General features: G+C 61.8%; 16 protein-coding genes and 1 pseudogene. 14 read left to right on the top strand and 3 right to left on the bottom strand.

The window, feature by feature from the left end; translation table 11 throughout:
* The first annotated feature begins 150 nt into the window (after positions 1 to 150).
* From E8E68_RS17030 to E8E68_RS17000, 7 genes and pseudogenes are all read left to right on the top strand, one after another.
* Entirely contained in the window at positions 151 to 1,569 is a 1,419-nt protein-coding gene (locus tag E8E68_RS17030; protein WP_266029610.1) for a TIGR00366 family protein, read from the top strand.
* Between the two features lie 25 nt (positions 1,570 to 1,594).
* Positions 1,595 to 1,684 (top strand): annotated as a pseudogene (locus E8E68_RS17025) (DNA-binding protein); the annotation flags it as partial.
* A 261-nt stretch (positions 1,685 to 1,945) separates the two neighbouring features.
* A complete protein-coding gene (locus E8E68_RS17020; protein WP_009682731.1) occupies positions 1,946 to 2,122 on the top strand; it encodes a hypothetical protein in 177 nt (58 codons plus the stop codon).
* 254 nt (positions 2,123 to 2,376) lie between these two features.
* On the top strand, positions 2,377 to 2,934 hold the full coding sequence (locus E8E68_RS17015; protein WP_266029611.1) for a polysaccharide biosynthesis/export family protein: 558 nt from the start codon (positions 2,377 to 2,379) through the stop codon (positions 2,932 to 2,934).
* Between the two features lie 24 nt (positions 2,935 to 2,958).
* Positions 2,959 to 4,074: a hypothetical protein gene (locus E8E68_RS17010; RefSeq protein WP_266029612.1), complete on the top strand. Its 1,116-nt coding sequence runs from the start codon at positions 2,959 to 2,961 to the stop codon at positions 4,072 to 4,074.
* A 19-nt stretch (positions 4,075 to 4,093) separates the two neighbouring features.
* A complete protein-coding gene (locus E8E68_RS17005) occupies positions 4,094 to 5,656 on the top strand; it encodes a Wzz/FepE/Etk N-terminal domain-containing protein (RefSeq protein WP_266029614.1) in 1,563 nt (520 codons plus the stop codon).
* 11 nt (positions 5,657 to 5,667) lie between these two features.
* A complete protein-coding gene (locus E8E68_RS17000; protein WP_110745300.1) occupies positions 5,668 to 6,474 on the top strand; it encodes a CpsD/CapB family tyrosine-protein kinase in 807 nt (268 codons plus the stop codon).
* A 60-nt stretch (positions 6,475 to 6,534) separates the two neighbouring features.
* Here E8E68_RS17000 and galE read toward each other — a convergent pair whose 3' ends face one another.
* The 3 genes from galE to E8E68_RS16985 all read right to left on the bottom strand — a co-directional run bounded on the left by galE (position 6,535) and on the right by E8E68_RS16985 (position 11,696).
* The gene (gene galE / locus E8E68_RS16995; RefSeq protein ID WP_280343037.1) at positions 6,535 to 7,500 is read right to left on the bottom strand and encodes a UDP-glucose 4-epimerase GalE; all 966 of its coding nucleotides are present in this window, start codon (positions 7,498 to 7,500) and stop codon (positions 6,535 to 6,537) included.
* Between the two features lie 63 nt (positions 7,501 to 7,563).
* Positions 7,564 to 10,164 (bottom strand): cellulase family glycosylhydrolase, encoded by a 2,601-nt coding sequence (locus E8E68_RS16990; protein WP_280343036.1) that lies wholly within the window; start codon positions 10,162 to 10,164, stop codon positions 7,564 to 7,566.
* 5 nt (positions 10,165 to 10,169) lie between these two features.
* Complete coding sequence (locus E8E68_RS16985; protein ID WP_280343033.1) at positions 10,170 to 11,696, bottom strand: O-antigen ligase family protein; 1,527 nt, start codon at positions 11,694 to 11,696, stop codon at positions 10,170 to 10,172.
* A gap of 94 nt (positions 11,697 to 11,790) precedes the next feature.
* Here E8E68_RS16985 and E8E68_RS16980 point away from each other — a divergent pair, with 94 nt between their 5' ends.
* From E8E68_RS16980 to E8E68_RS16950, 7 genes are all read left to right on the top strand, one after another.
* The gene (locus E8E68_RS16980; RefSeq protein WP_266029619.1) at positions 11,791 to 13,167 is read left to right on the top strand and encodes an oligosaccharide flippase family protein; all 1,377 of its coding nucleotides are present in this window, start codon (positions 11,791 to 11,793) and stop codon (positions 13,165 to 13,167) included.
* Positions 13,168 to 13,402: 235 nt separating this feature from the next.
* Positions 13,403 to 14,869 (top strand): GMC family oxidoreductase, encoded by a 1,467-nt coding sequence (locus E8E68_RS16975; RefSeq protein WP_266029621.1) that lies wholly within the window; start codon positions 13,403 to 13,405, stop codon positions 14,867 to 14,869.
* 105 nt (positions 14,870 to 14,974) lie between these two features.
* Positions 14,975 to 15,592: an acyltransferase gene (locus tag E8E68_RS16970; RefSeq protein ID WP_266029623.1), complete on the top strand. Its 618-nt coding sequence runs from the start codon at positions 14,975 to 14,977 to the stop codon at positions 15,590 to 15,592.
* Positions 15,585 to 16,538, top strand: a complete 954-nt coding sequence (locus E8E68_RS16965; RefSeq protein WP_266029625.1) for a glycosyltransferase family 2 protein — start codon at positions 15,585 to 15,587, stop codon at positions 16,536 to 16,538. Before E8E68_RS16970 ends, E8E68_RS16965 begins: the two co-directional genes overlap by 8 nt.
* An 8-nt stretch (positions 16,539 to 16,546) precedes the next feature.
* Positions 16,547 to 17,071, top strand: coding sequence for a serine acetyltransferase (locus E8E68_RS16960; protein ID WP_110745292.1), 525 nt, complete (start codon positions 16,547 to 16,549; stop codon positions 17,069 to 17,071).
* Positions 17,072 to 17,076: 5 nt separating this feature from the next.
* On the top strand, positions 17,077 to 18,054 hold the full coding sequence (locus E8E68_RS16955; RefSeq protein ID WP_266029627.1) for a glycosyltransferase: 978 nt from the start codon (positions 17,077 to 17,079) through the stop codon (positions 18,052 to 18,054).
* Between the two features lie 9 nt (positions 18,055 to 18,063).
* Positions 18,064 to 19,068, top strand: a complete 1,005-nt coding sequence (locus E8E68_RS16950; protein WP_266029628.1) for a VirK/YbjX family protein — start codon at positions 18,064 to 18,066, stop codon at positions 19,066 to 19,068.
* The last annotated feature ends 20 nt before the right edge of the window (positions 19,069 to 19,088 follow it).

Raw genomic sequence — 19,088 nt, 5'->3', positions numbered from 1 at the left:
TCACCCGATCTTGCCCTGTGGGGGCGGGTTCACCCGCGGATGCGACGGTACATTGACCACCGCATTTGCAGGTAAACCCGCTCCCACAGGGTTTTTGTGTTGCCTGGCAATACTGCTTCACCTCATAAAACCAATAAAAGGAATGCCACTGTGGCCGCTGAAATCCAAGACAGCCGTTCCGCGCGCTTTGCCTTGCGCTGCTCCAACTGGGCCGAACGCTGGTTCCCCGATTCCTGGGTATTCGCCGCCTTGGCGGTACTGCTGGTGTGCATTGGCGCACTGGCAATGGGGGCCAAACCCACCGACACCGCCAAGGCCTTTGGCGATGGTTTCTGGAGCCTGATCCCGTTCACCATGCAGATGGCTTTCGTGGTCATCGGTGGCTATGTGGTGGCCAGCTCCCCACCCGCCGCACGGCTGATCGACCGCCTGGCGCGCATCCCCGCCAATGGCCGTTCGGCAGTGTGCTGGGTCGCGCTGATCTCAATGCTGGCCTCCTTGCTCAACTGGGGGCTGTCACTGGTCTTTGGTGGCTTGCTGGTCCGCGCCCTCGCGCGGCGCACCGACCTCAAGATGGACTACCGCGCCGCTGGCGCAGCCGCCTACCTGGGCCTGGGCGCAGTGTGGGCGCTGGGCCTGTCATCATCGGCAGCGCAGTTGCAGGCCAACCCGGCCAGCTTGCCGCCGTCGATCCTGTCGATTACCGGGGTGATTCCGTTCACCGAAACCATCTTCCTCTGGCAGTCCGGGGTGATGCTGGCGGCGCTGGTGATTGTCTCGCTGGTAATCGCCTATGCCACCGCCCCTGGCCCGAACAGCGCGCGCAGCGCTGAAGACTGCGGTGTCGATCCCAGTTTCACGGCACCCCCTGCGCCGCAACGCACCCGCCCGGGTGAGTGGCTGGAGTACAGCCCGATCCTGATCCTGCTGTTGGTGGCCCTCGCTGCCGGCTGGCTGTACCAGGAGTTCGCTACCAAACCGGCGATTACCGCGATCTCCGGCCTGAACACCTATAACCTGCTGTTCATCATGCTCGGTGCCTTGCTGCACTGGCGCCCGCGCAGTTTTCTTGACGCCGTGGCACGTGCCGTGCCGACCACCACGGGTGTGCTGATCCAGTTCCCGCTGTATGGCTCGATTGCAGCCATTCTGACTCAAGTGAAGGGCGTGGATGAGCAGACCCTGGCCCACCACATTTCGCTGTTCTTCACCCAGATCGCCACCCATGACACCTATGCCTTGCTGATGGGTGTGTATTCGGCGGTGCTGGGCTTCTTCATCCCTTCGGGCGGGGGTAAGTGGATCATCGAGGCGCCCTACGTGATGTTGGTGGCCAATGACCTGCAGTACCACCTGGGTTGGGCCGTGCAGATCTACAACGCTGCCGAAGCCTTGCCGAACCTGATCAACCCGTTCTACATGCTGCCGCTGCTGGGCGTGCTGGGGCTCAAGGCACGCGACCTGATCGGTTTCTCGTTCGTGCAGTTGCTGGTGCATGTGCCATTGGTGCTGGTGTTGCTGTGGGCGCTGGGAACCACGCTGCAGTACGTTCCACCTGTGATGCCATGAAGGCGGGGCCGCGCTGCGGCCCCAGCATTTCAGCGCGCAAACGCCGCATCGGCTGCGTGCTGTAGGGGCCCAGCCGGCGCAGTTGCTGGTCGTGGTGCCCCACGGCGACGAGTGAATCACCTGGGGTCGCCACGCGTGACCTGCCTGAACCGTTCACTTTCTCATCTGTGAAACGCTCACATCTCGCTATACCTACTCCCTTACACTTTTTGCCTGCCGATTTTTTGACGAATCGCCCGGATGCCCATTGAATTTTATTATGGTGTCGGATCATTGACGTAGTGTCACTGTGCCCATAAGCTCAATTCAACAGCACCACATCTCCCACCACACCTCGCCACCAACTCATTGATTTTCCTATTTAAAGGAAGGGCGTATGCGCACGACTCTGATAATCAAATCGATGTTCTTGCTGGTGCTGTTGAGCGGCGCTGCGCGCGCAGCGGATTCGTATATCAGCCAGAACAGTATCATCCCTGTTTCAACCGCTGGCTGGTTCTTCGCGTTCGCTGTGGTGGGTTTTGTGGCGGTGGCCAACCGCCGAAAAATCTGAAGCTTGTTGTTTGACGGGTAATGCCATTGGCTCCGTACCTGGCTTGTCAATTTCCCAACCGTTGCTATATTCCCAGTACCCCGTGAAGGTCCACGGTTACCGGGCATCGCAACCCAGGCTGCACAGCGTCAAGGTAAGGGCCTCCAGGAAGGTCGAGGCCATCGCGGCACGGTTACGCCGCGAAGCGGAGCGAGAGTTGGTGTGTTGTTCTCATTCAGTGCTCTTTGTCGGGCCATTTGGCCGGAGGGACCCTCATGGTGCGTTCAATATTTGCCGCGTTCTGCATGCTGTCAGTGTGGTCCGGTGCGGGCTACGCCGATCAGACCAGTTCCACCTACCTGCTCAGCCCTGGCGATGTCGTGATGGTTTCGGTGTGGCAGGAAGACAGCCTGCGTCAAGAAGCCACCGTACTTCCCGATGGCAGTATCACCTTCCCACTGGCCGGGCGCATCGATGTCGCCGGTCTTGATGTAACGGCAGTCGAAAAACAAGTGGCTGCCAAACTGGAAAAATTCCTGCCCGATCCTAATGTCAGCGTTGTCGTCAAGAGCATCGCCGGCAACCTGGTTTATGTTCAAGGCAAAGTGATCAAGCCCGGCCCCGTGCAAATGGCAGGCCCTACTGCAGTGTTGCAGGCCTTGAGCATGTCTGGCGGCCTGGACAAGTTTGCCGACGAAAGCGAAATCAAGGTGGTTCGCGGTACCGGCGCTTCCCAAAAAATCCTGCCCGTGCGATATAAGGACCTGGTGTCTGGGCGGGACATGTCCACCAACATCCAACTTCAGGCTGGCGATACGCTGGTCGTCCCTTGATCTTGCCTTTAATAAGAACACTTAATGCCTCTTCTTAGAACAACTAGCATTGCAACGGCAATCTTGGTCTTGCCGTTTACGGAGTCGGTCCTGGCGGCAAATTGGCAGTCTACGGTGGTGGTACCGACAACCGTCGAATACGACAGCAACCCTTTGCTGCTGTCGTCGGGGGAGAAGGGCGTAACGCGGACGATCATTGCGCCCGATTACACCCTGATCGGTACTTTCGACCGTGACGAGTTGAGGTTGGGGCTGGGCATGAATGTGTTGCGCTCGTCCGACACGGATGTGGTCGATGACCGTGAAGACCCCGATATCAGCCTAGGCTGGCAGCGCACCACCGAGCGTGGGCGTTTCGGCCTTTTGGCGCGCTATAACGAAAGCTCGACGCTGTCGGGGACGGTGCTGGACACCGGCGTCATCACCACCGACGGTACCCAGAAGCTCTACACCCTGACTGGCAACTGGAGCCAGGCGGTGACCGAGCGCAGCACCTTGAGCAACGAAACGACCTACAACCGTGCCCGTTATGACATCAGTACGCTGACGGGTTACGACGAACTGGCGAACGTCTTTACCTGGACTTACGCCTGGAGCGAACGGGCCGATGTCTATACCCGCTTTGGTGCCCGCCGCTACGAGCCTGAGCAAGACCTGACCGCTACCGCTTCCAACAGCTACACCCCGGCAGTGGGCATCAAGTACCAACTTGCCGAAGGCCTGAGTGCCGACGCGCACATTGGCGTCAACCAGGTGTCGGGGGACGAGGGCGGCCGACGCGGGGAGGGGGGTGTTGCATTGCTGTACACCGGTACCCGTGCCGATGCCAGTTTTACCGCCGAGCGCAGCACGGTGGCCAGCGCCGAGGGTGGCTTTGCCGAGCTGGACCAGGTGCGTGGCGTGTGGAGTTACGCGCTTACCGAGTTGACCCGGGTGGGAGCCGACGCTGCCTGGCAGGACAGCAAAGGCCAGTCACCCAACACGTTGCAGACTTACAGCGTGTGGGCCAGCCGCGAATTTTCGCCGTATTGGGACCTGCGCCTGTCGCTGATGTACAAGGAACGGCAGCAGGACCGCGAAGCTGATGCGACCGCTACGATCGTTGGTTTGACGTTGACGTACAGGTACCCCGACATCTGAACTTCAGGCAGGTGGCCCCATGAAGTCTGACTACGAGCTGTCCCTCAGAGATTACATCGCCATTATCAAGGACAGAGCCCTGGTGTTAGGGGTCAGTGCCGCAGTCATTCTTGCCGCGACCGTGGCGGTCGCCTTGATGGTGCCGCCGATTTACCAGTCGACCGGCACCATCCTGGTGGAGTCGCAGCAGATTTCGCCCGAACTGGTGTCGACCAACACCACCAGCTTTGCCGATGAACGCATCGAGGTGATCCGCCAGCGGGTGATGACCCGTGAAAACCTGCTGCGGATCATTGGCAAGTACGACCTGTTCGCCGACAAGCGCCTTAGCGAAAGCGACAAAATCGACCAGATGCGCAGTGCCATTGTGGTCGAAACCCTCACCACCTTCGTGCGCGGGCGGGGTGAAGCGACCGTGGCCTTCAACGTGTCGTTCGAGCACAAGCAGGCGCAGGTGGCCAAGGAAGTCGCCGATGAACTGGTGACGCTGTTCCTCAACGAAAACCTCAAGCAGCGTACCGAGCGGGCCAATGAAACCACCGAATTCCTCACCCAGGAGGCCAACAAGCTCGGCGCTGAACTGGCCAGCCTGGAAAACCAGCTGGCTGATTTCAAGCAGGCCCATGCGAATGCCCTGCCCGAGCACCAGACCCTGCGCATGAACATGCTGTCGCGCTCGGAGCTGGAGTTCCGCGAGGTCGACCGCGACTACAAGGCTGCTCAGGAAGAACTGCGTTACCTGGAGCTGGAACTGTCTGCGGCCAATGCCGGCCTGGCGACCAAGGCAGTGGAGGGTGCCCGCCCAAGCAGTGCCGATCAGCCCCAGGACCTGGCAAGCCTGAAGGCCGAGTACGCCCGGCTGCTGACCCGCTACAAGGATGCCCACCCGGATGTGGTGGCGCTAAAACGCAAGATCCAGGCGCTGGAAGCCACGGGTGGTCGTGCTTCGGCCGCTTCCACGGTCAGCCTCGATGCGGCCCGGGTGCGCGCCAAGATGAGCGCCGCCCAGGAACGCATCGCTTCGCTGGCCCAGCAGAAACGCGAGCTGACCCGAAAGATGGAAGGCTACGAAGCCGAGATTCTAGAAGCGCCGCAGGTCGAGCGTGGTCTGGTGACCTTGATGCGCGACCACGACAACGCCCGCAAGAAGTACGAAGAAATCCGCGCCAAGGAAATGGGCGCGAAGATTACCGAAAGCCTGGAGCAGGAAAACAAGGCCGAACGCTTTGTGCTGCTGGAGCCACCGCTGCTGCCTGAGAAGCCGATCAAGCCCAACCGCAAGAAAATCGCTGCACTGGGCCTGGTGCTGGCACCTGCCGGTGGCGGTGCGCTGGTGATGCTGCTCGAAATGCTCAACCAGCGCGTGCGCGGCGTTGGCGCACTGGAAAGCCTGCTGGGCAAGCGGGTGCTGGTGGCACTGCCCTATATCGACACCCGGGCCGATGTGGCCAGGCGCAAGCGCTGGCGTAACTGGCTGATCCTGGCGGCGCTGGCGCTGGCGGCTATCATGGTAGTGCTGGTGCACGTGTTCTACATGCCACTGGATGTGCTGTTGTTCAAGGTCATATCTCGGTTTGCATAGGGAAAGCAGTGATGGACAGGACCAAGCCGGCTGTTGGCAACAATCTTCATCAGGTTACCCCGGGCACCCCGCAGGCCTTGTCACCCGCCCCCGGGACCGCACTGGCCGAAGTGCCAGGCCAGTTCGACTACGTGAACACCAAGGTGGTGCCGTTGCGGCCGGACCACCTCGAGCGCCACCGTATCGTCGCTTACAACAAGAATTCCAACATGAACGGGCCGATCGACCTGTTGCGCACGCAGGTGCTCAGGCTGATGGATGAGAACGGCTGGCGCACCCTTGGCATTACTTCACCCACGCCAGAAGCGGGCAAGACGGTGCTGGCGGTCAACCTGGCCATGAGCATCGCCCACCACACCACCAAGACCGCGTTGCTGGTGGACTTCGACCTGCGCAGGCCCAAGGTCGGCAGTACCTTGGGCTTGCCCATGGACCAGGCGCTCAACGAGTTTCTGACCGACAAGGCCGAGTTGCAGGACTGCCTGGTCAACCCGACCTTGCCGCGCTTTGTGGTCCTGCCGACGCGGGTACCGGTACCGCTGTCAACCGAGATGTTGTCCTCACCCAAGGTCAACAACCTGATCGGCGAGTTGCGCAACCGTTACGATTCGCGCATCTGCATTTTTGATTTGCCACCGTTGCTCAGTTCGGACGATGCGATCACCGTGATACCCAAGTTGGATTGCGTATTGCTGGTGGTGGCCAACGGCATGAACAACAAGAAGGAAATCGAGGATTGCCTGCATCACCTGGCCACGGTGAACCTGATCGGGACGGTGTTGAACAAGGCTGACGAGCAACCGCGGACGTATTACTGAATCACGGCCAGCCCTGTGAGCGCAGCACAACGCTGCGCCTGCAAGGCATCGGGGTAGGGCTCAGCGCGCCCAGGGATACTGCAACTCCCACTGCCAGGCATGCCGTACGATCTGCTCCAGCGACGCGAACTCCGGCCGCCAGCCCAGCACCTGCTGGGCTTTTTGCGCATCGGCCACCAGCCGCGGCGGGTCACCGGCTCGGCGTGGTGCATCCAGCGTATTGATCTGCCGACCGGTCACCGCGCGGGCCGTATCGATCACCTGCTGCACCGAAAAGCCCAGCCCATTGCCCAGGTTGAACGCGGTACGCTCTCCACCTGCCAGCAGGTAATCCACCGCCAGCGCATGGGCTGCCGCCAGGTCAGCTACGTGTACGTAATCGCGGATGCAGGTGCCGTCCAGCGTATCGTAGTCGCGGCCAAACACCGTTACTGCCTCACGTCGCCCGGAGGCAGCCTGCAGAATCAACGGGATCAGGTGGGTCTCCGGGTCATGACGCTCGCCCAGCTGGCCTTCCGGGTCGGCACCCGCTGCATTGAAGTAGCGCAGGCTCACCGACTTCAGGCCATAGGCCCGGTCGAAGTCCTCCAGAATCTGCTCGACCATCCATTTGCTCAACCCATAAGGGTTGATCGGCCCTTTGCCGTGGGCTTCGTCGATGGGTACGTACTGCGGGTTGCCGTAAACCGCGGCAGTGGAAGAAAACACCAGGTGCCTGATGCCCGCATTGACCATGGCCTGCAGCAGGGAAAGGGTAGCGGCGACGTTGTTCTGGTAATACTTGCCAGGTGCGGTGACCGACTCACCCACCTGGATAAACGAGGCAAAGTGGAACACTGCATCGAAGTGAAAAACGCCAAACAGCACATCCAGCGCAGCTTCGTCGGCAATGTCGAGCCTGGCCCACTGGATACCGGGGCCGGGTGATACCAGGTCGGCCACCACCACTTCGTGGCCGCCGCCCAGCAGGTGTTTGACCATGTGCGAGCCAATATAGCCTGCGCCACCGACAACCAGGAATTTCATCCGCACCTCCTGTGACCCGCTGTTTTACCGACGCAGTGAATCGAGCGTAGATGGCCACATGCCCTATTTCAAGAACAGCCAATTCGACATGTAGCGGTTGTCGAAGGTGATCGTGTAGTGCCCATCCTTGTAGGCTGCGGGCAATGCTTTCAGCTGCGCCTGCGCATCGCGGGCGAACAGCTGCAGGCCGGCCGGTGCCTTGATGGTCAGGCTGCCTTCAAGGGGTTCGACGTTGAACGGCGTCTTGTCATCGGCCTTGGGCATGGCCCGCGTGCCCAGTGATAGCAGCAGGTCGCGTGAAACGCCCAGCGGCTTGCCGTCCAGGCTCTGCACCACGACGCTGGCGTAGGGCGTGCGGGTTTCTACCTGAATGGCACCGAGGTTGATCTTGCGGCCACCCAGCCAGCCGCTGGCGGCCTGGGTCAGTGCTGTGTCGATGGTGTAGATGCCCAGTTGCCAGTTGCGCTTGAGTTCGCCGGTGTCGGTCACCGACTCGCTGGCATCGGCAGCCAGCAGTGACTGCCCCGGGTCCCGCAGCACCTGCGCATCGGCAGCGATGTCAGCGGGCTTCAGCCACGGCAGTTCGGGTGTTTGCGGCAGGGCGATCTGCAGTTGGCCCTTTTCCATGGCGGTGCGCAACAGGGGTGAGTTTCGCGGGGTGATTTCCTGGTTGTACAGGGTGGCGGGCGTAGGGGCGAATACATAGTGAGTGGTAGCCGGCTTCACGTCTGCGCGGCGGTAGAGCAGGGCGGCAGCGGGCAGGGTGGCGAGCATTGCCGGGTCATTGTACGCGTGCCAGTTGTCCGCCGTACGCCAACCCGGGTTGAACGCCTGCTGGCTGTAGGCATATTGCAGCATGGCGTCCCAGCCCTGATGGGCGGCGGTGCCGGCCACGTACAACGGCAACGAGTGACGGTCGGGCAGTGGGAAGGGCTCGGCGTTCCACTCGGTGACCGTCAGCGGCTTGCCGACTACCTGGGCGGCTGCGATCCAGTCGATCATGCCGTCGCTGGTCAGCGGGTTCTTCTCCAGTTGGCCAATGGCGCCATAGCTGTGGGCGTCGATCACGTCACCGGCCGTCAGGGCGGGCAGCGCGCTCAGGCCATTGCCGCCCCAGGTGCTGGTGGTGGCGATCGGCACTTTTACCCCGACGGTGCGCAGGTGGGCGATCATGTCGGCGTTGAAGCGATGTTCCAGTTCGTTGAGGAACAGCTTCGACGGGCCGTGTTCCCAGGCACGCCAGGTAAGGTCCGCGGGCAGGTCATACTGTTTGGCGAAAGCTTTTGCCGCAGCCATGTAGCGCTCGCTGTGGCGTGGCACATCCTTGTTCGGCATCAGGGCGTTGCCATAATGCTGGGTCAGGTCGTTCTCGTTGGTGATCAGCACTGCAGCGATGGCCGGGTCATCCTTGTAGGCCAGGCCGGTGTACGCATTCACATGGGTCAGGTACTGCTCGGCGAAGCGCTTCATGGCCTGCTGGATGCTGCTGTTGACGTAGGCGTAGCCCTTCAGGTCGATGCGCGCTTCGCCCTTGGCCAGCTCCTTGAAGTCGTCGATGCTGTCGTTGGCGGTGAGCGCGCGCTGTACGTGCATGTCCAGCCAGATGTACACCCCTTCGTCCTTGAGCGCCTTGATCCACAGGTCCAGCTTGCGCAGCGACTCGGTGCCCAGCTGCTGGGTATCACTCACCAAGGTGCCGTCGCCGAACACATTGGGGTTGACCCAGGGCGAGTCGTGGTGATGCAGGCGCACCAGGTTGAAGCCAAGGGCCGACAGGCGCTTGGCCTGCTGGCGAATTTCTTCGTCGGGGGTTTTGAACAGTGAATAGGCGGACAGGTTGGTGCCCCAGAAGCGCACCGGGGTGTTGTCGGCGAACATCAGTTGCTCGCCAACTGCCTTGACGAAGCCACGCTTGCCGGCAGGTTTCTCCGCCGCGTTGAGGAACGACAGGTCCACCGGTGAGGTGCGCCAGTCCAGCTGGTCATCGGGCCAACTGGCAGGGTCGGCCAGGCCGAAACGTTCGGTCGGGGTAGGGCCCAGATCGATGTCGCCGGTAACGTTGAGTACGGCCCTGATCTGCTGCTTGCCGGCATTGATCGGGTCCTTGTATAGAAACGCACGCAGTTCGGACGGGTTGCCGCGCTCGAAATACACCTTGGCCAGTGGCGGGTCGAAGCGCATTTCGATGCGCCGGCCCTGGTCGGCCTTGCCCCACCACCAGCCGCGGTTGTCGGGCAGCAATTGCGGGGCCCCCATGTCACCGGCGATTTGTGCCGGGTCGAACTGGAACACCATGCCGCCGCCCATTACCCCCGCCTGGCGGCTGTGTGCATCGAGGTCGATGGCCCAAGTCAGGGTTTGCGCCTGCTCCTTGCGGATATCGGCGGCCAGGTCGAAGTCCAGTTCCTTGTTCTTGCCACGCAGCGTGTAGTGGTAAGGGCCGTTGACCTTGAAGTCGGTCTGGAAGGCGGTCCAGCTCCAGTTGCCAGCCCAGAAGTCGAACTTGGCTTGCATCACCGGCCCGCCGCCGCGTGTCACGCTGGGCAGGCCATTTTGCTCATCGACACTGACCTGCCAGGCCGACCCCCAACCGGTCAATGGCAGCAAGGCCAGGCCGGCAATGCCTGAAAGGCGCACGAGATGACGCAGGGCAAGCACATTCATGAACATTACCTGGGTTGTAGGTCGGGGCCGGCCAGTTGCGTGGCCTCGCTGTTGTGCAACCGTCGCACCATCTGGGTGTAGGCCACGCCCAGTCCGGCGATGGACCAGTACACCACCGGAATGAAGGTGATGCTGCTGACGGTGAAGATGATCACCAGAATGCCGATCAGTGTCGCCAGCAAGGCCCGGCCCAGCTGCCTTCGTTCGTCGGCCTTGTCGGGAAAGCTGAGCATGGCCTTGCGGATACCCTGCAGCACCACGGCAAAGAACGCCACGAACAGGCCGAGACCGACCAGGCCGACTCGCAGCGCCAGGTTGATGTAGGTGTTGACGATGTCGATGATGCCTTCGCCCTGGATCATCGATTGCATTTCCGGGGTGTTGCGGAAGTCGAATGAGCCGAACAGCGGGTTGCGCTGGATGACGATCCACGAATTGTCCATCAACCGCTCGCGGTAGGTGATGTTCTCTTTCTCGATGTTGCCGATGTAGGGCAGCAGGTCCAGCACCTTGTCGCCACCGGGCACCACGGTCAGCAGGGGCAGCGCCAGCATGGCGGCAGCAGCCAGCAACGCCAGGCGCCTCACGGCACCTTTGCCCAGAGCGATGAACACCACCACGATGACTACCGCGCCGATCCACGGGCCACGGGACAAAGGGGCGAATAACCCGGCGGCCAGCAGCAGGGCGCCCATGGCCCGGTGCAGCGGGCGTTGCACATAGCCCTGGACGAACAGGAACAGGCCGATGGCCACGCTCATCACATAACCCAGCGCAATCGCCTGGCCCGTGGTGACGCTGGCCCGCAACGCGCCGCCACGGCTCAGGTAGCCGGACATGCTCCACGGCACGCCCATGGCGTCGACCAGGGCGCTGTACAGCAGCCAGTGGCGTACATATTCGGCCACGGCGATCAGCGCCATGACGAACGAGGTGAGTACGAAGGCCAGCATGGCGTCCTTGAAGTCGCTGATCTGACGCAGGCCCCGGCTGGCCACGTAATACGGCAAGAAGACGTCGACATACAGGTACAGCGCCTGGCGCAGGGTGTCGGTGAGGGTGGTTTCGCGCAGGTACAGCACGCTCATCAGCACCAGCCCGGCTGCCAGCAACCGGTCGGCCCAGGTGCGGCCAAAGCGCAGCGTGTCGCCCTGGCGACGGAGTTGCAGCGCGGCCGGCAGCAGTACGCACAGGGCCAGCAGGCGGATGTGGTTAAGGTCGACCAGGTAGTTGACCACGCCGAAACCGGGCACTTGCACCGACGCTGGAGGGATCAGGAACAGCAGCATGTAGAACAGCGCCATGGGGTTGTGTTCGCGGCGCCCGGCCAGCCACAGGATCACCGCGCCTGCGCCCAGGTACAGCCAGAAACTGTGCGAGACAAAGGCCAGCACGGTTAGCAGGAACCACAGGTTGCGCCGGCGCTTGTAGTCGCTTGGCGGGATCAGTTCGGTAGCAGGCCGCCGCGCCAGCAGGAAGACCACGCTCGCCAGGAACAGGATGACGATCAACGCACGAAAATGTTCAGGCATCGGCTATGTACACCTTTCCCTCGGTGGGCAACGGCTAGCATCGTGGCTAATTGAAACTATAGTGACTTTAGCCGATCAGTCAGAGATTGAAGTCATGCCGTCGATTGATGTGTCAGCCGCCGCGAGCCTGCGCCAGCGGGCCATGAGGGCCGGTTCGTGGAACCTGCTGTCACAGGTGGCTTCACAGGTGATGCGCCTTGGCGGCAATCTGATAATGGCCCGTCTGCTGCTGCCGGAAATGTTCGGGGTGATGGTCATTGCCACCACCGTGTCGGTACTGCTGCATTTGCTGTCGGATGTAGGGCTGCGCCAGAACATCATCCAGAGCCATCGCGGCGACGATCCAGACTTTCTCAATACCGCGTGGACCGTGCAGATCATCCGCGGCTTCGTGCTGTTTGCCTTGACCCTGTTGCTGGCCCTTGCCGCCTGGGTGGCCCAGGTGGAAGAGCTGTGGCCGGCGGACTCAACCTATGCCGCACCGGTATTGCCGATGGTGCTGGCGGTCACCGGGCTGTCGGCGGTCATCTGGGGTTTCCAGTCCACCAAGATAGATGTCGCGGTCCGAACTTTCCAACAGAAGCGCGTGGTGCTGGTCGACCTGGCGTCCCAACTGGCGGGGCTGGTGGTGATGCTGGTGCTGGGTTTGCTCACGCATTCCATCTGGGCGCTGGTGATCGCCGGCGTGGTGTCGGCCGTGGCCTGGACCGTGCTGGGGCACACCGCGCTCGAAGGGCCGAACAACCGCTTGCGCTGGGACCGCACGGCGCTGACCGAACTTATCGTGTTCGGCCGCTGGATTCTGCTTTCGTCGATGGTCGGCGTGCTGGCCATGTACGGTGACCGTATATGGTTCGGCGCCAGCATGTCGGCGGCCCAGCTGGGGGTGTATTCCATTGCGGTACTGATCCTGGGTGCTGTCCAGACTGCGCTGATGAAAATTGTCGGCGCCGTGGCACTGCCTGCCTTCAGCGAGGCGGCGCGGGCCGACGACAAGGAGCGCCTGAAAGCGCTGTATTACCGCTTCCGCCTGCTGGTCGACCTGCTGGTGCTGTTCATTTGTGGCGGCTTCCTGACCGCCAGCCCGCTGCTGATTGGCTGGATGTACGACGATCGCTACCGTGAGGCTGGCCCGATGCTGGCAATTCTTTCACTGTCGTTCATCGTATTGCGCTATACCTTGGCTCATCAGGTGTGGATTGCCCTGGGCCTGACCAAGTACCAGGCCATGGACAACATCATTCGCCTGGTTTCGCTGTGGGGGCTGCTGCCACTGCTGCTGGCCATTGGCGGTGTCGAGTGGGCGATCTGGGGGGTTGCCCTGCATACCGTGCCAACGGTGGTGCTGGTGGTGTACGTGAACCGCAAGCTGGATATGTTCAGCCTCAAACGTGAACTGGTGGTGCTGCCGATGCTGCTGGTCGGGGCGCTGTGCGGGGCGCTGCTGACGGCCTTTTTCAACTGGCTGTGATGCAGGTCGCTTGGTGTAATTTTATGGGTACAGGTCACGGGATTATGGGGAAGCTCACTTTTTGCACTGCGCAGTTGGGTCGGAGAAGCTTTCTTCACAGTTGTGTGTTGCTCGGCGTGGGTAGCGCGGTGTGTGGCGTCTTGCCAGCCGTTGCCGGCAAACCTGGCGAACAGCCTGGGTTCGTGGTGATCAACGGTTGGGTATTGCCGTCCCGTTATTTTCGGAACGAGCCAGCATGATCAGCGATTACCAGCAGCAGAAGGCGCTGCGCGACAACTATGATTTCTGCATCATCGGTGCCGGCCCGGCGGGTATCACCCTGGGCCTGCGCCTGGCGAGCGCTGGCTGGAACGTGCTGATCGCCGAAGGCGGGGGGCGCGAGTACGCGCCGCACTCGCAAGCCCTGTATGCCTGCGCATCCACGGGTCTGGAGCTGTATGCCGAGGAAACCCGCCTGCGCTATCTGGGCGGCACATCCAACCACTGGGCGGGCCGTTGCCGGCCATTCACCGCATCGGACTTCACCTTCGCCCCGCCAGGTGACTTGCCAGGCTGGCCGATCCCCTATTCAGAGATCGAAAGCTACCTGCCGGCAGCGATGGATATCGTCGACTTGCCGCCGGGTGCAGATTTCCGTGCGATGAATACCGGCCTCGCTGGCGGTGAGTTCGAGGCAGACCGTTTTCTGCTCAGCACACCGACCCGCTTTGCGCAGAAGTACGCCACGGCGCTGGAGCAGACCAAAGGCCTGGACGTGTTCATCAACTGCAACTGTGTCGACCTTGAGTTCGACAAGGCTTCCGGCCACCTGGCGGCGGTGGTGTTGTCCGACTACGAACGCAATCGCCAGCGCCTGGTGGCGAGGAATTTCATCCTGGCCACGGGTGCCATCGAGAATGCCCGGCAGTTGCTGAACAGTGAGACGCTGGTGGCGGCAGGCGTGGTAAGCCGGCAGGGGTTGGTCGGCGGGTGTTTCATGGAGCACCTGAACATCGAGATGGGTACCTTCATCCTCAAGTCCGGGCAGGACCCTGAGCCGCGCCAGTACTACACCACCGACGCCTTCGTCGACGCGTACAAGGCGGGTAAAGGCAACGTCACGGCGGCCTTGTTGGCGGATGTGCAAACCTACGGGCGCACTGCCGAGGTCAAGCATTTTCTCGAGAACCTGGCCTGCGACATGGGGATTTCCAGCAAGATCGAATTCGTCGCCAAGTTCAGTTGCCCTGGCGATGGCGTCATCAGCACCATGATCGAACAGTTCCCCAACCTGCAAAGCCGTATTTCGTTGCTGGACGAGAAGGATGCGCTGGGGGTGGCCAAGGTCAATGTCAACTGGGCGCTGAGTGCAGATGACCGGCACACCATCAAGTGCATTGGCACGGAGCTGGCCAAGCAGTTCGCCGATATGGGCCTGGGTTTCGTCAAGCTCAATGACTTCGTCTACGACACGTCCATTCCACTGATAATGGCGCCACATGCGCACCACATGGGCACCACGCGCATGGCCGCTTCGCCGCAGTCCGGCGTTGTCGATGCCAATTGCAGGGTTTTCGGCACCGAAAACCTCTATGTCGCCGGCAGCAGCATTTTCGCCAAGGGCGGCGCTTCCAACCCGACCATGCCGCTGTTGCAGTTTGCCGTACGGCTGGCCGATCACCTTGACGCGAAGATGAGAGCGGCCAGCGGAGCCGCAGCGTAGAAGACGTTGTAGACAGGGTGAGTGCGCAGCGGTCAGCACCTAGAAGAACGAGACCGCATCGCCTCAGGGACACATCCAGCGGTACAGATCGCGAGGCCAGGCAGTATGAAGGGATGGATACGCAAGGCAGTGATGCACTATGCCCATTCAACCGGGCGAGCAGGCACGTTCTACAGGAGGTTTTGCAAACCTTCAGGGCTGGAGTGGGGCGCCTGGCTCACGCGTTGGGGCAACTTTCATTCGGTAGGGACCAACTTCTTTGTCAACACCGGATGCAAGTTTCTGGACCCTTCACTGGTGCGTATTGGTAACAGTGTCGGGCTGTCTGACTGCACGCTGATCGGGCATGACGGGGTGGTGTTGTTGATAGAGCATCGCTTTGGCAAGCACCTTGATTCGGTGGGCTATATCGACATCAAGGACAACTGCTTCATTGGCCATGGCGCAATCATCATGCCGCGGGTGACCATCGGGCCTGAGTCGATCGTCGCCGCAGGTGCGGTGGTCACCAAGGATGTGCCGCCGGGTACGGTGTACGGAGGCAACCCGGCGGAGTTCATCTGTACCACCGAAGCGTTGATCAAGCGGGTCGAGGCACGCTGCGAGTCCTACCCATGGATTGACCTGGTCAAACAGCGCAATGGTGCCTATGACCCCGAGGTAGAGCCGCTGCTGATGGCGCAGAGGCGCCAGTATTTCTTCGGGGACAGCAACAATGGCTAAACCGGTCGACGTGATGGTGGTCAACTTCAACACCGCAGGGTTGTTGCAGCCGATGTTCGATGCCCTGCGCCGGGCTGACAGCGAGCGGCTGGCCAGCTACCTGGTGGTGGACAACGCCTCGGTCGACGATTCGGTGCAGCGCATGGCCGAGGTATGCCCGCAGGCCTTGCTGCTGAGCAACAAGCAGAACATCGGCTTTGGCCGGGCAAACAACCAGTTGCTGGCGCACCTGAAAGGCAGGTACGCCTTGTTGCTCAACACCGACGCTTTCGTCGCCACCGACTCGCTGCAGAAAACCATCGATTACATGGACGCCCACCCGGACTGTGGTGTGCTGGGCGTACGCCTGGAAGGCCGGGATGGCGACCTGCAACCCAGTTGCCGCTACTTCCCCACGCCGCTCAACGTGTTTGTCGGCCGTACCGGGCTGAAGCGGTTCTTCCCCGGCCTGAAGATGGTCGACGAAATGAACTGGGACCATGCCTCGGTGCGCGAGTGTGACTGGTTGCCCGGTTGTTTCTACCTGGTGCGCCGTGAAGTGCTTGAGCAGGTAGGCCTGTTCGATCCGCGCTACTTCCTCTACTACGAGGAGGTCGACCACTGCAAGCGGGTCAAGCAGGCGGGCTGGAAGGTGGTGTTCTACCCGCACACCACGGTGGTGCACATCGGTGGCGAAAGCTCGAAGTCGGTGGCCGAGCTGGAGGCGGCCAGCCGCCAGATCTCTGCCTACCAGATCGAGAGCGAGTTGCTGTACTTTCGCAAGCACCATGGGATTGCGGGGCTGGCCCTGCACATGCTGCTGGTCACCTTGGGTGACCTGGTGCTGGCACTCAAGGCACTGTTGAAACGACGCGGCCGCGGCGCGATTCTGGCCTGCTGGCGTCATTGCCGGGCGACCTGGTCACTGCTGTTCAAGACCCGCTACGCCAGCCAACCGACAAGGTAGGTGGAACCATGTTCGAGAATATTCGTGCTGACCTGCGGGCCCATGGCGGTGACTGGGGCGCCCAGGGTTTCTGGGTGCTGCTGGTGTACCGCTTCGGTCGCTGGCGTTACAGCGTGCGCCCGGCATTGCTGCGCAAACTGTGCTCGTTGCTGTACAAGGTATTGTTCAAGTTCGTGCAGATCATTACCGGCGTCGAACTGCCGTGCGAAGCGGTGATCGGCCGTAACTTCGTCATCGACCATTTTGGCGGCATCGTGGTCAGTGGTTACGCCCGGTTTGGCGATGACTGCCGTATCCGCAACGGCGTGGTGGTGGGCTTGAAGAATGTGGACGAGCCAATTGCCCCCGTGTTTGGCAACAACGTCGATATCGGCACCGGGGCCAAGGTGCTGGGCAGCATCCGCATTGGTAACAACGTGATCATTGGCGCCAATGCGGTGGTGCTGGTGGATGTGCCGGACAACTCTCTGGCAGTTGGGGTGCCGGCCACCATCAAGTCCCGTCAGCCTGCCGCCACGGCTCCGGTCGAGTGAGGCCCATGACGACCGTGATCGGCGTGGTGGTGATCGGCCGGAACGAAGGCCAGCGCCTGGAGCGCTGCCTGCGTTCGCTGGTGCATGCCGCCGACAAGGTCATGTATGTCGATTCGGGCTCCACCGACGGCTCGCTGGCGCTTGCCCGCAGCCTAGGGGTGGAAGTACTGGCGCTGGACCTGAGCACCCCGTTTACCGCCGCACGCGCACGCAATGAAGGTTTCGCCGCCTTGCTGCGGCTATTGCCGTCGATGCAACGGGTACAGTTCGTCGATGGTGATTGTGAAGTGGATGCCCGCTGGCTGCCCACGGCCCAGGCGTTTCTTGACGAACACCCCGAGGTGGCGGTGGTGTGTGGCCGCCGGCGCGAACGCTTCCCGCAAAGGTCGGTGTACAACTTGTTGTGCGACCTGGAATGGGACACCCCCGTTGGTCAGGCCAAGGCCTGCGGTGGGGATGCGCTGATGCGCGTAGACGCCTTTGCTGCAGTGGGCGGCTTTCGCCCCGACCTGATTGCCGGCGAGGAGCCGGAGTTATGCGTGCGCTTGCGCGCCAAAGGCTGGAAAGTCTGGCGCCTGGCCGCCGAAATGACCCTGCATGACGCCGCCATGACCCGTTTCAGCCAATGGTGGCGGCGCAGCCTGCGCGCCGGGCACGCTTATGCCGAGGGCGCCTACTTGCATGGCCAGCCACCAGAGCGACACTGGCTGCGCGAGTCGCGCAGGGCCTGGTTGTGGGGCCTGGGCATCCCTCTGGTGATCGTGCTGGCCTGCCTGCTGGTGGGCGGCTGGGGCCTGTTACTGCTGTTGATCTACCCCCTGCAGGCGGCGCGCCTGGCGCGTCGTGGTGGCAAGCCAACGCGCGAGAACTGGCTGCAGGCGGGGTTTCTGGTGCTGGGCAAATTCCCGGAAATGCTGGGCCAGCTGAAGTTCTTGCGCCACCGCCTGGCGGCCGGCAAATCGGCTTTGATCGAGTACAAGTGAGAGAGACCCATGATGCTCGGCACCCTCGTGAAAAGCGTGTTCATCTTGCAACCGGGCTACTCGTTGCGGGCGTTGCACAACAAGTACAAATTGATGCTGGAGATCGCCAGGCACCGGCATGAGCTGAGCACGTTCATGCAGCGCATGACCGCGGCGCTTGGCCCGCAGGGTTTGCAGCGGCTGGGCGTGGATTGTATCGGTGTCGTGCAATGGCCTTACATCAGCCAGTCCTGGGCTGCCCCGCAGCGCCTGGACGCAGTGGCCTCGCACTTTGAACTGGTGGCCAGGCAGTATCCCGCGTTGCTGCTGCTGGGGCGCGATGAAAGCCTGACGCTGTGTGACCTGTCCAGGCACTCGCCAGGCTGCAGGCTGGTGCTGGACCGGCCGATCTGGTTCAAGCGCGAGGGGGAGCTGGTGCTGAACCTGTTCCAGCATGACCTGCGTGTGGCTTCGCTGGCATTCGTCCTGTGCCGTGGTCAGGGTGAGCTGAGCCTGCTCATCGGCGCCGTGCAGGGCATACACAAGGGCGTCGACAGTGAAACCTCGCTGGCCATCTACCGCGAGCTGACCAAGGACTTCGAGGGGCTGCGCCCACGCAGCCTGTTGCTGGAAGCCTTGAAGTGCCTGGCCAGGACCCTGGGTGTGACGCAGCTGTACGCCGTCAGCGATGCCAGCCGGCATCATCGCCACCCCTATTTCGGCAGCGACAAGGGCCAGGACCTTGCGGCCAACTACGATGCAATCTGGCAAGAGCATGGTGCCATGGCGTCCGCGCGGGAAGATTTCTGCAACCTGCCGCTAGCCCCCGCGCAACGTGCAGAAGCTGACATTCCGGCGAAGAAACGGGCAATGTACCGTCGCCGCCAGGCGTTGCTCGACGATGTTTTTAAGCGTTTGCAGGCTGCATTGCCAGGCGCTGGTCACAACCTTGGACTACAAGGAAAACAGGGGGATGCATTTGCTGTGAGTGCATCAGCAGTAGGCAAACCGCCCGTAGTCGACAGCCTGAAATGAAGGTTGCCAGGGCAGGTTGG

Source organism: Pseudomonas sp. BN607 (genome assembly GCF_029871175.1).
GTDB lineage: Bacteria > Pseudomonadota > Gammaproteobacteria > Pseudomonadales > Pseudomonadaceae > Aquipseudomonas.
This window is presented reverse-complemented; position numbering and strand designations above follow the sequence as displayed.

Bases quoted from the DNA above. Each gene is read 5' to 3' on its own strand.
- E8E68_RS17015 (WP_266029611.1), top strand. From the start codon at position 2,377: ATGGTGCGTTCAATATTTGCCGCGTTCTGCATGCTGTCAGTGTGGTCC.
- galE (WP_280343037.1), bottom strand. From the start codon at position 7,500: ATGAAATTCCTGGTTGTCGGTGGCGCAGGCTATATTGGCTCGCACATG.
- E8E68_RS17000 (WP_110745300.1), top strand. From the start codon at position 5,668: ATGGACAGGACCAAGCCGGCTGTTGGCAACAATCTTCATCAGGTTACC.
- E8E68_RS16970 (WP_266029623.1), top strand. From the start codon at position 14,975: ATGAAGGGATGGATACGCAAGGCAGTGATGCACTATGCCCATTCAACC.
- E8E68_RS17005 (WP_266029614.1), top strand. From the start codon at position 4,094: ATGAAGTCTGACTACGAGCTGTCCCTCAGAGATTACATCGCCATTATC.
- E8E68_RS16955 (WP_266029627.1), top strand. From the start codon at position 17,077: ATGACGACCGTGATCGGCGTGGTGGTGATCGGCCGGAACGAAGGCCAG.
- E8E68_RS17020 (WP_009682731.1), top strand. From the start codon at position 1,946: ATGCGCACGACTCTGATAATCAAATCGATGTTCTTGCTGGTGCTGTTG.
- E8E68_RS16980 (WP_266029619.1), top strand. From the start codon at position 11,791: ATGCCGTCGATTGATGTGTCAGCCGCCGCGAGCCTGCGCCAGCGGGCC.
- E8E68_RS17010 (WP_266029612.1), top strand. From the start codon at position 2,959: ATGCCTCTTCTTAGAACAACTAGCATTGCAACGGCAATCTTGGTCTTG.
- E8E68_RS16950 (WP_266029628.1), top strand. From the start codon at position 18,064: ATGATGCTCGGCACCCTCGTGAAAAGCGTGTTCATCTTGCAACCGGGC.
- E8E68_RS16960 (WP_110745292.1), top strand. From the start codon at position 16,547: ATGTTCGAGAATATTCGTGCTGACCTGCGGGCCCATGGCGGTGACTGG.
- E8E68_RS16985 (WP_280343033.1), bottom strand. From the start codon at position 11,696: ATGCCTGAACATTTTCGTGCGTTGATCGTCATCCTGTTCCTGGCGAGC.
- E8E68_RS16965 (WP_266029625.1), top strand. From the start codon at position 15,585: ATGGCTAAACCGGTCGACGTGATGGTGGTCAACTTCAACACCGCAGGG.
- E8E68_RS16990 (WP_280343036.1), bottom strand. From the start codon at position 10,164: ATGAATGTGCTTGCCCTGCGTCATCTCGTGCGCCTTTCAGGCATTGCC.
- E8E68_RS16975 (WP_266029621.1), top strand. From the start codon at position 13,403: ATGATCAGCGATTACCAGCAGCAGAAGGCGCTGCGCGACAACTATGAT.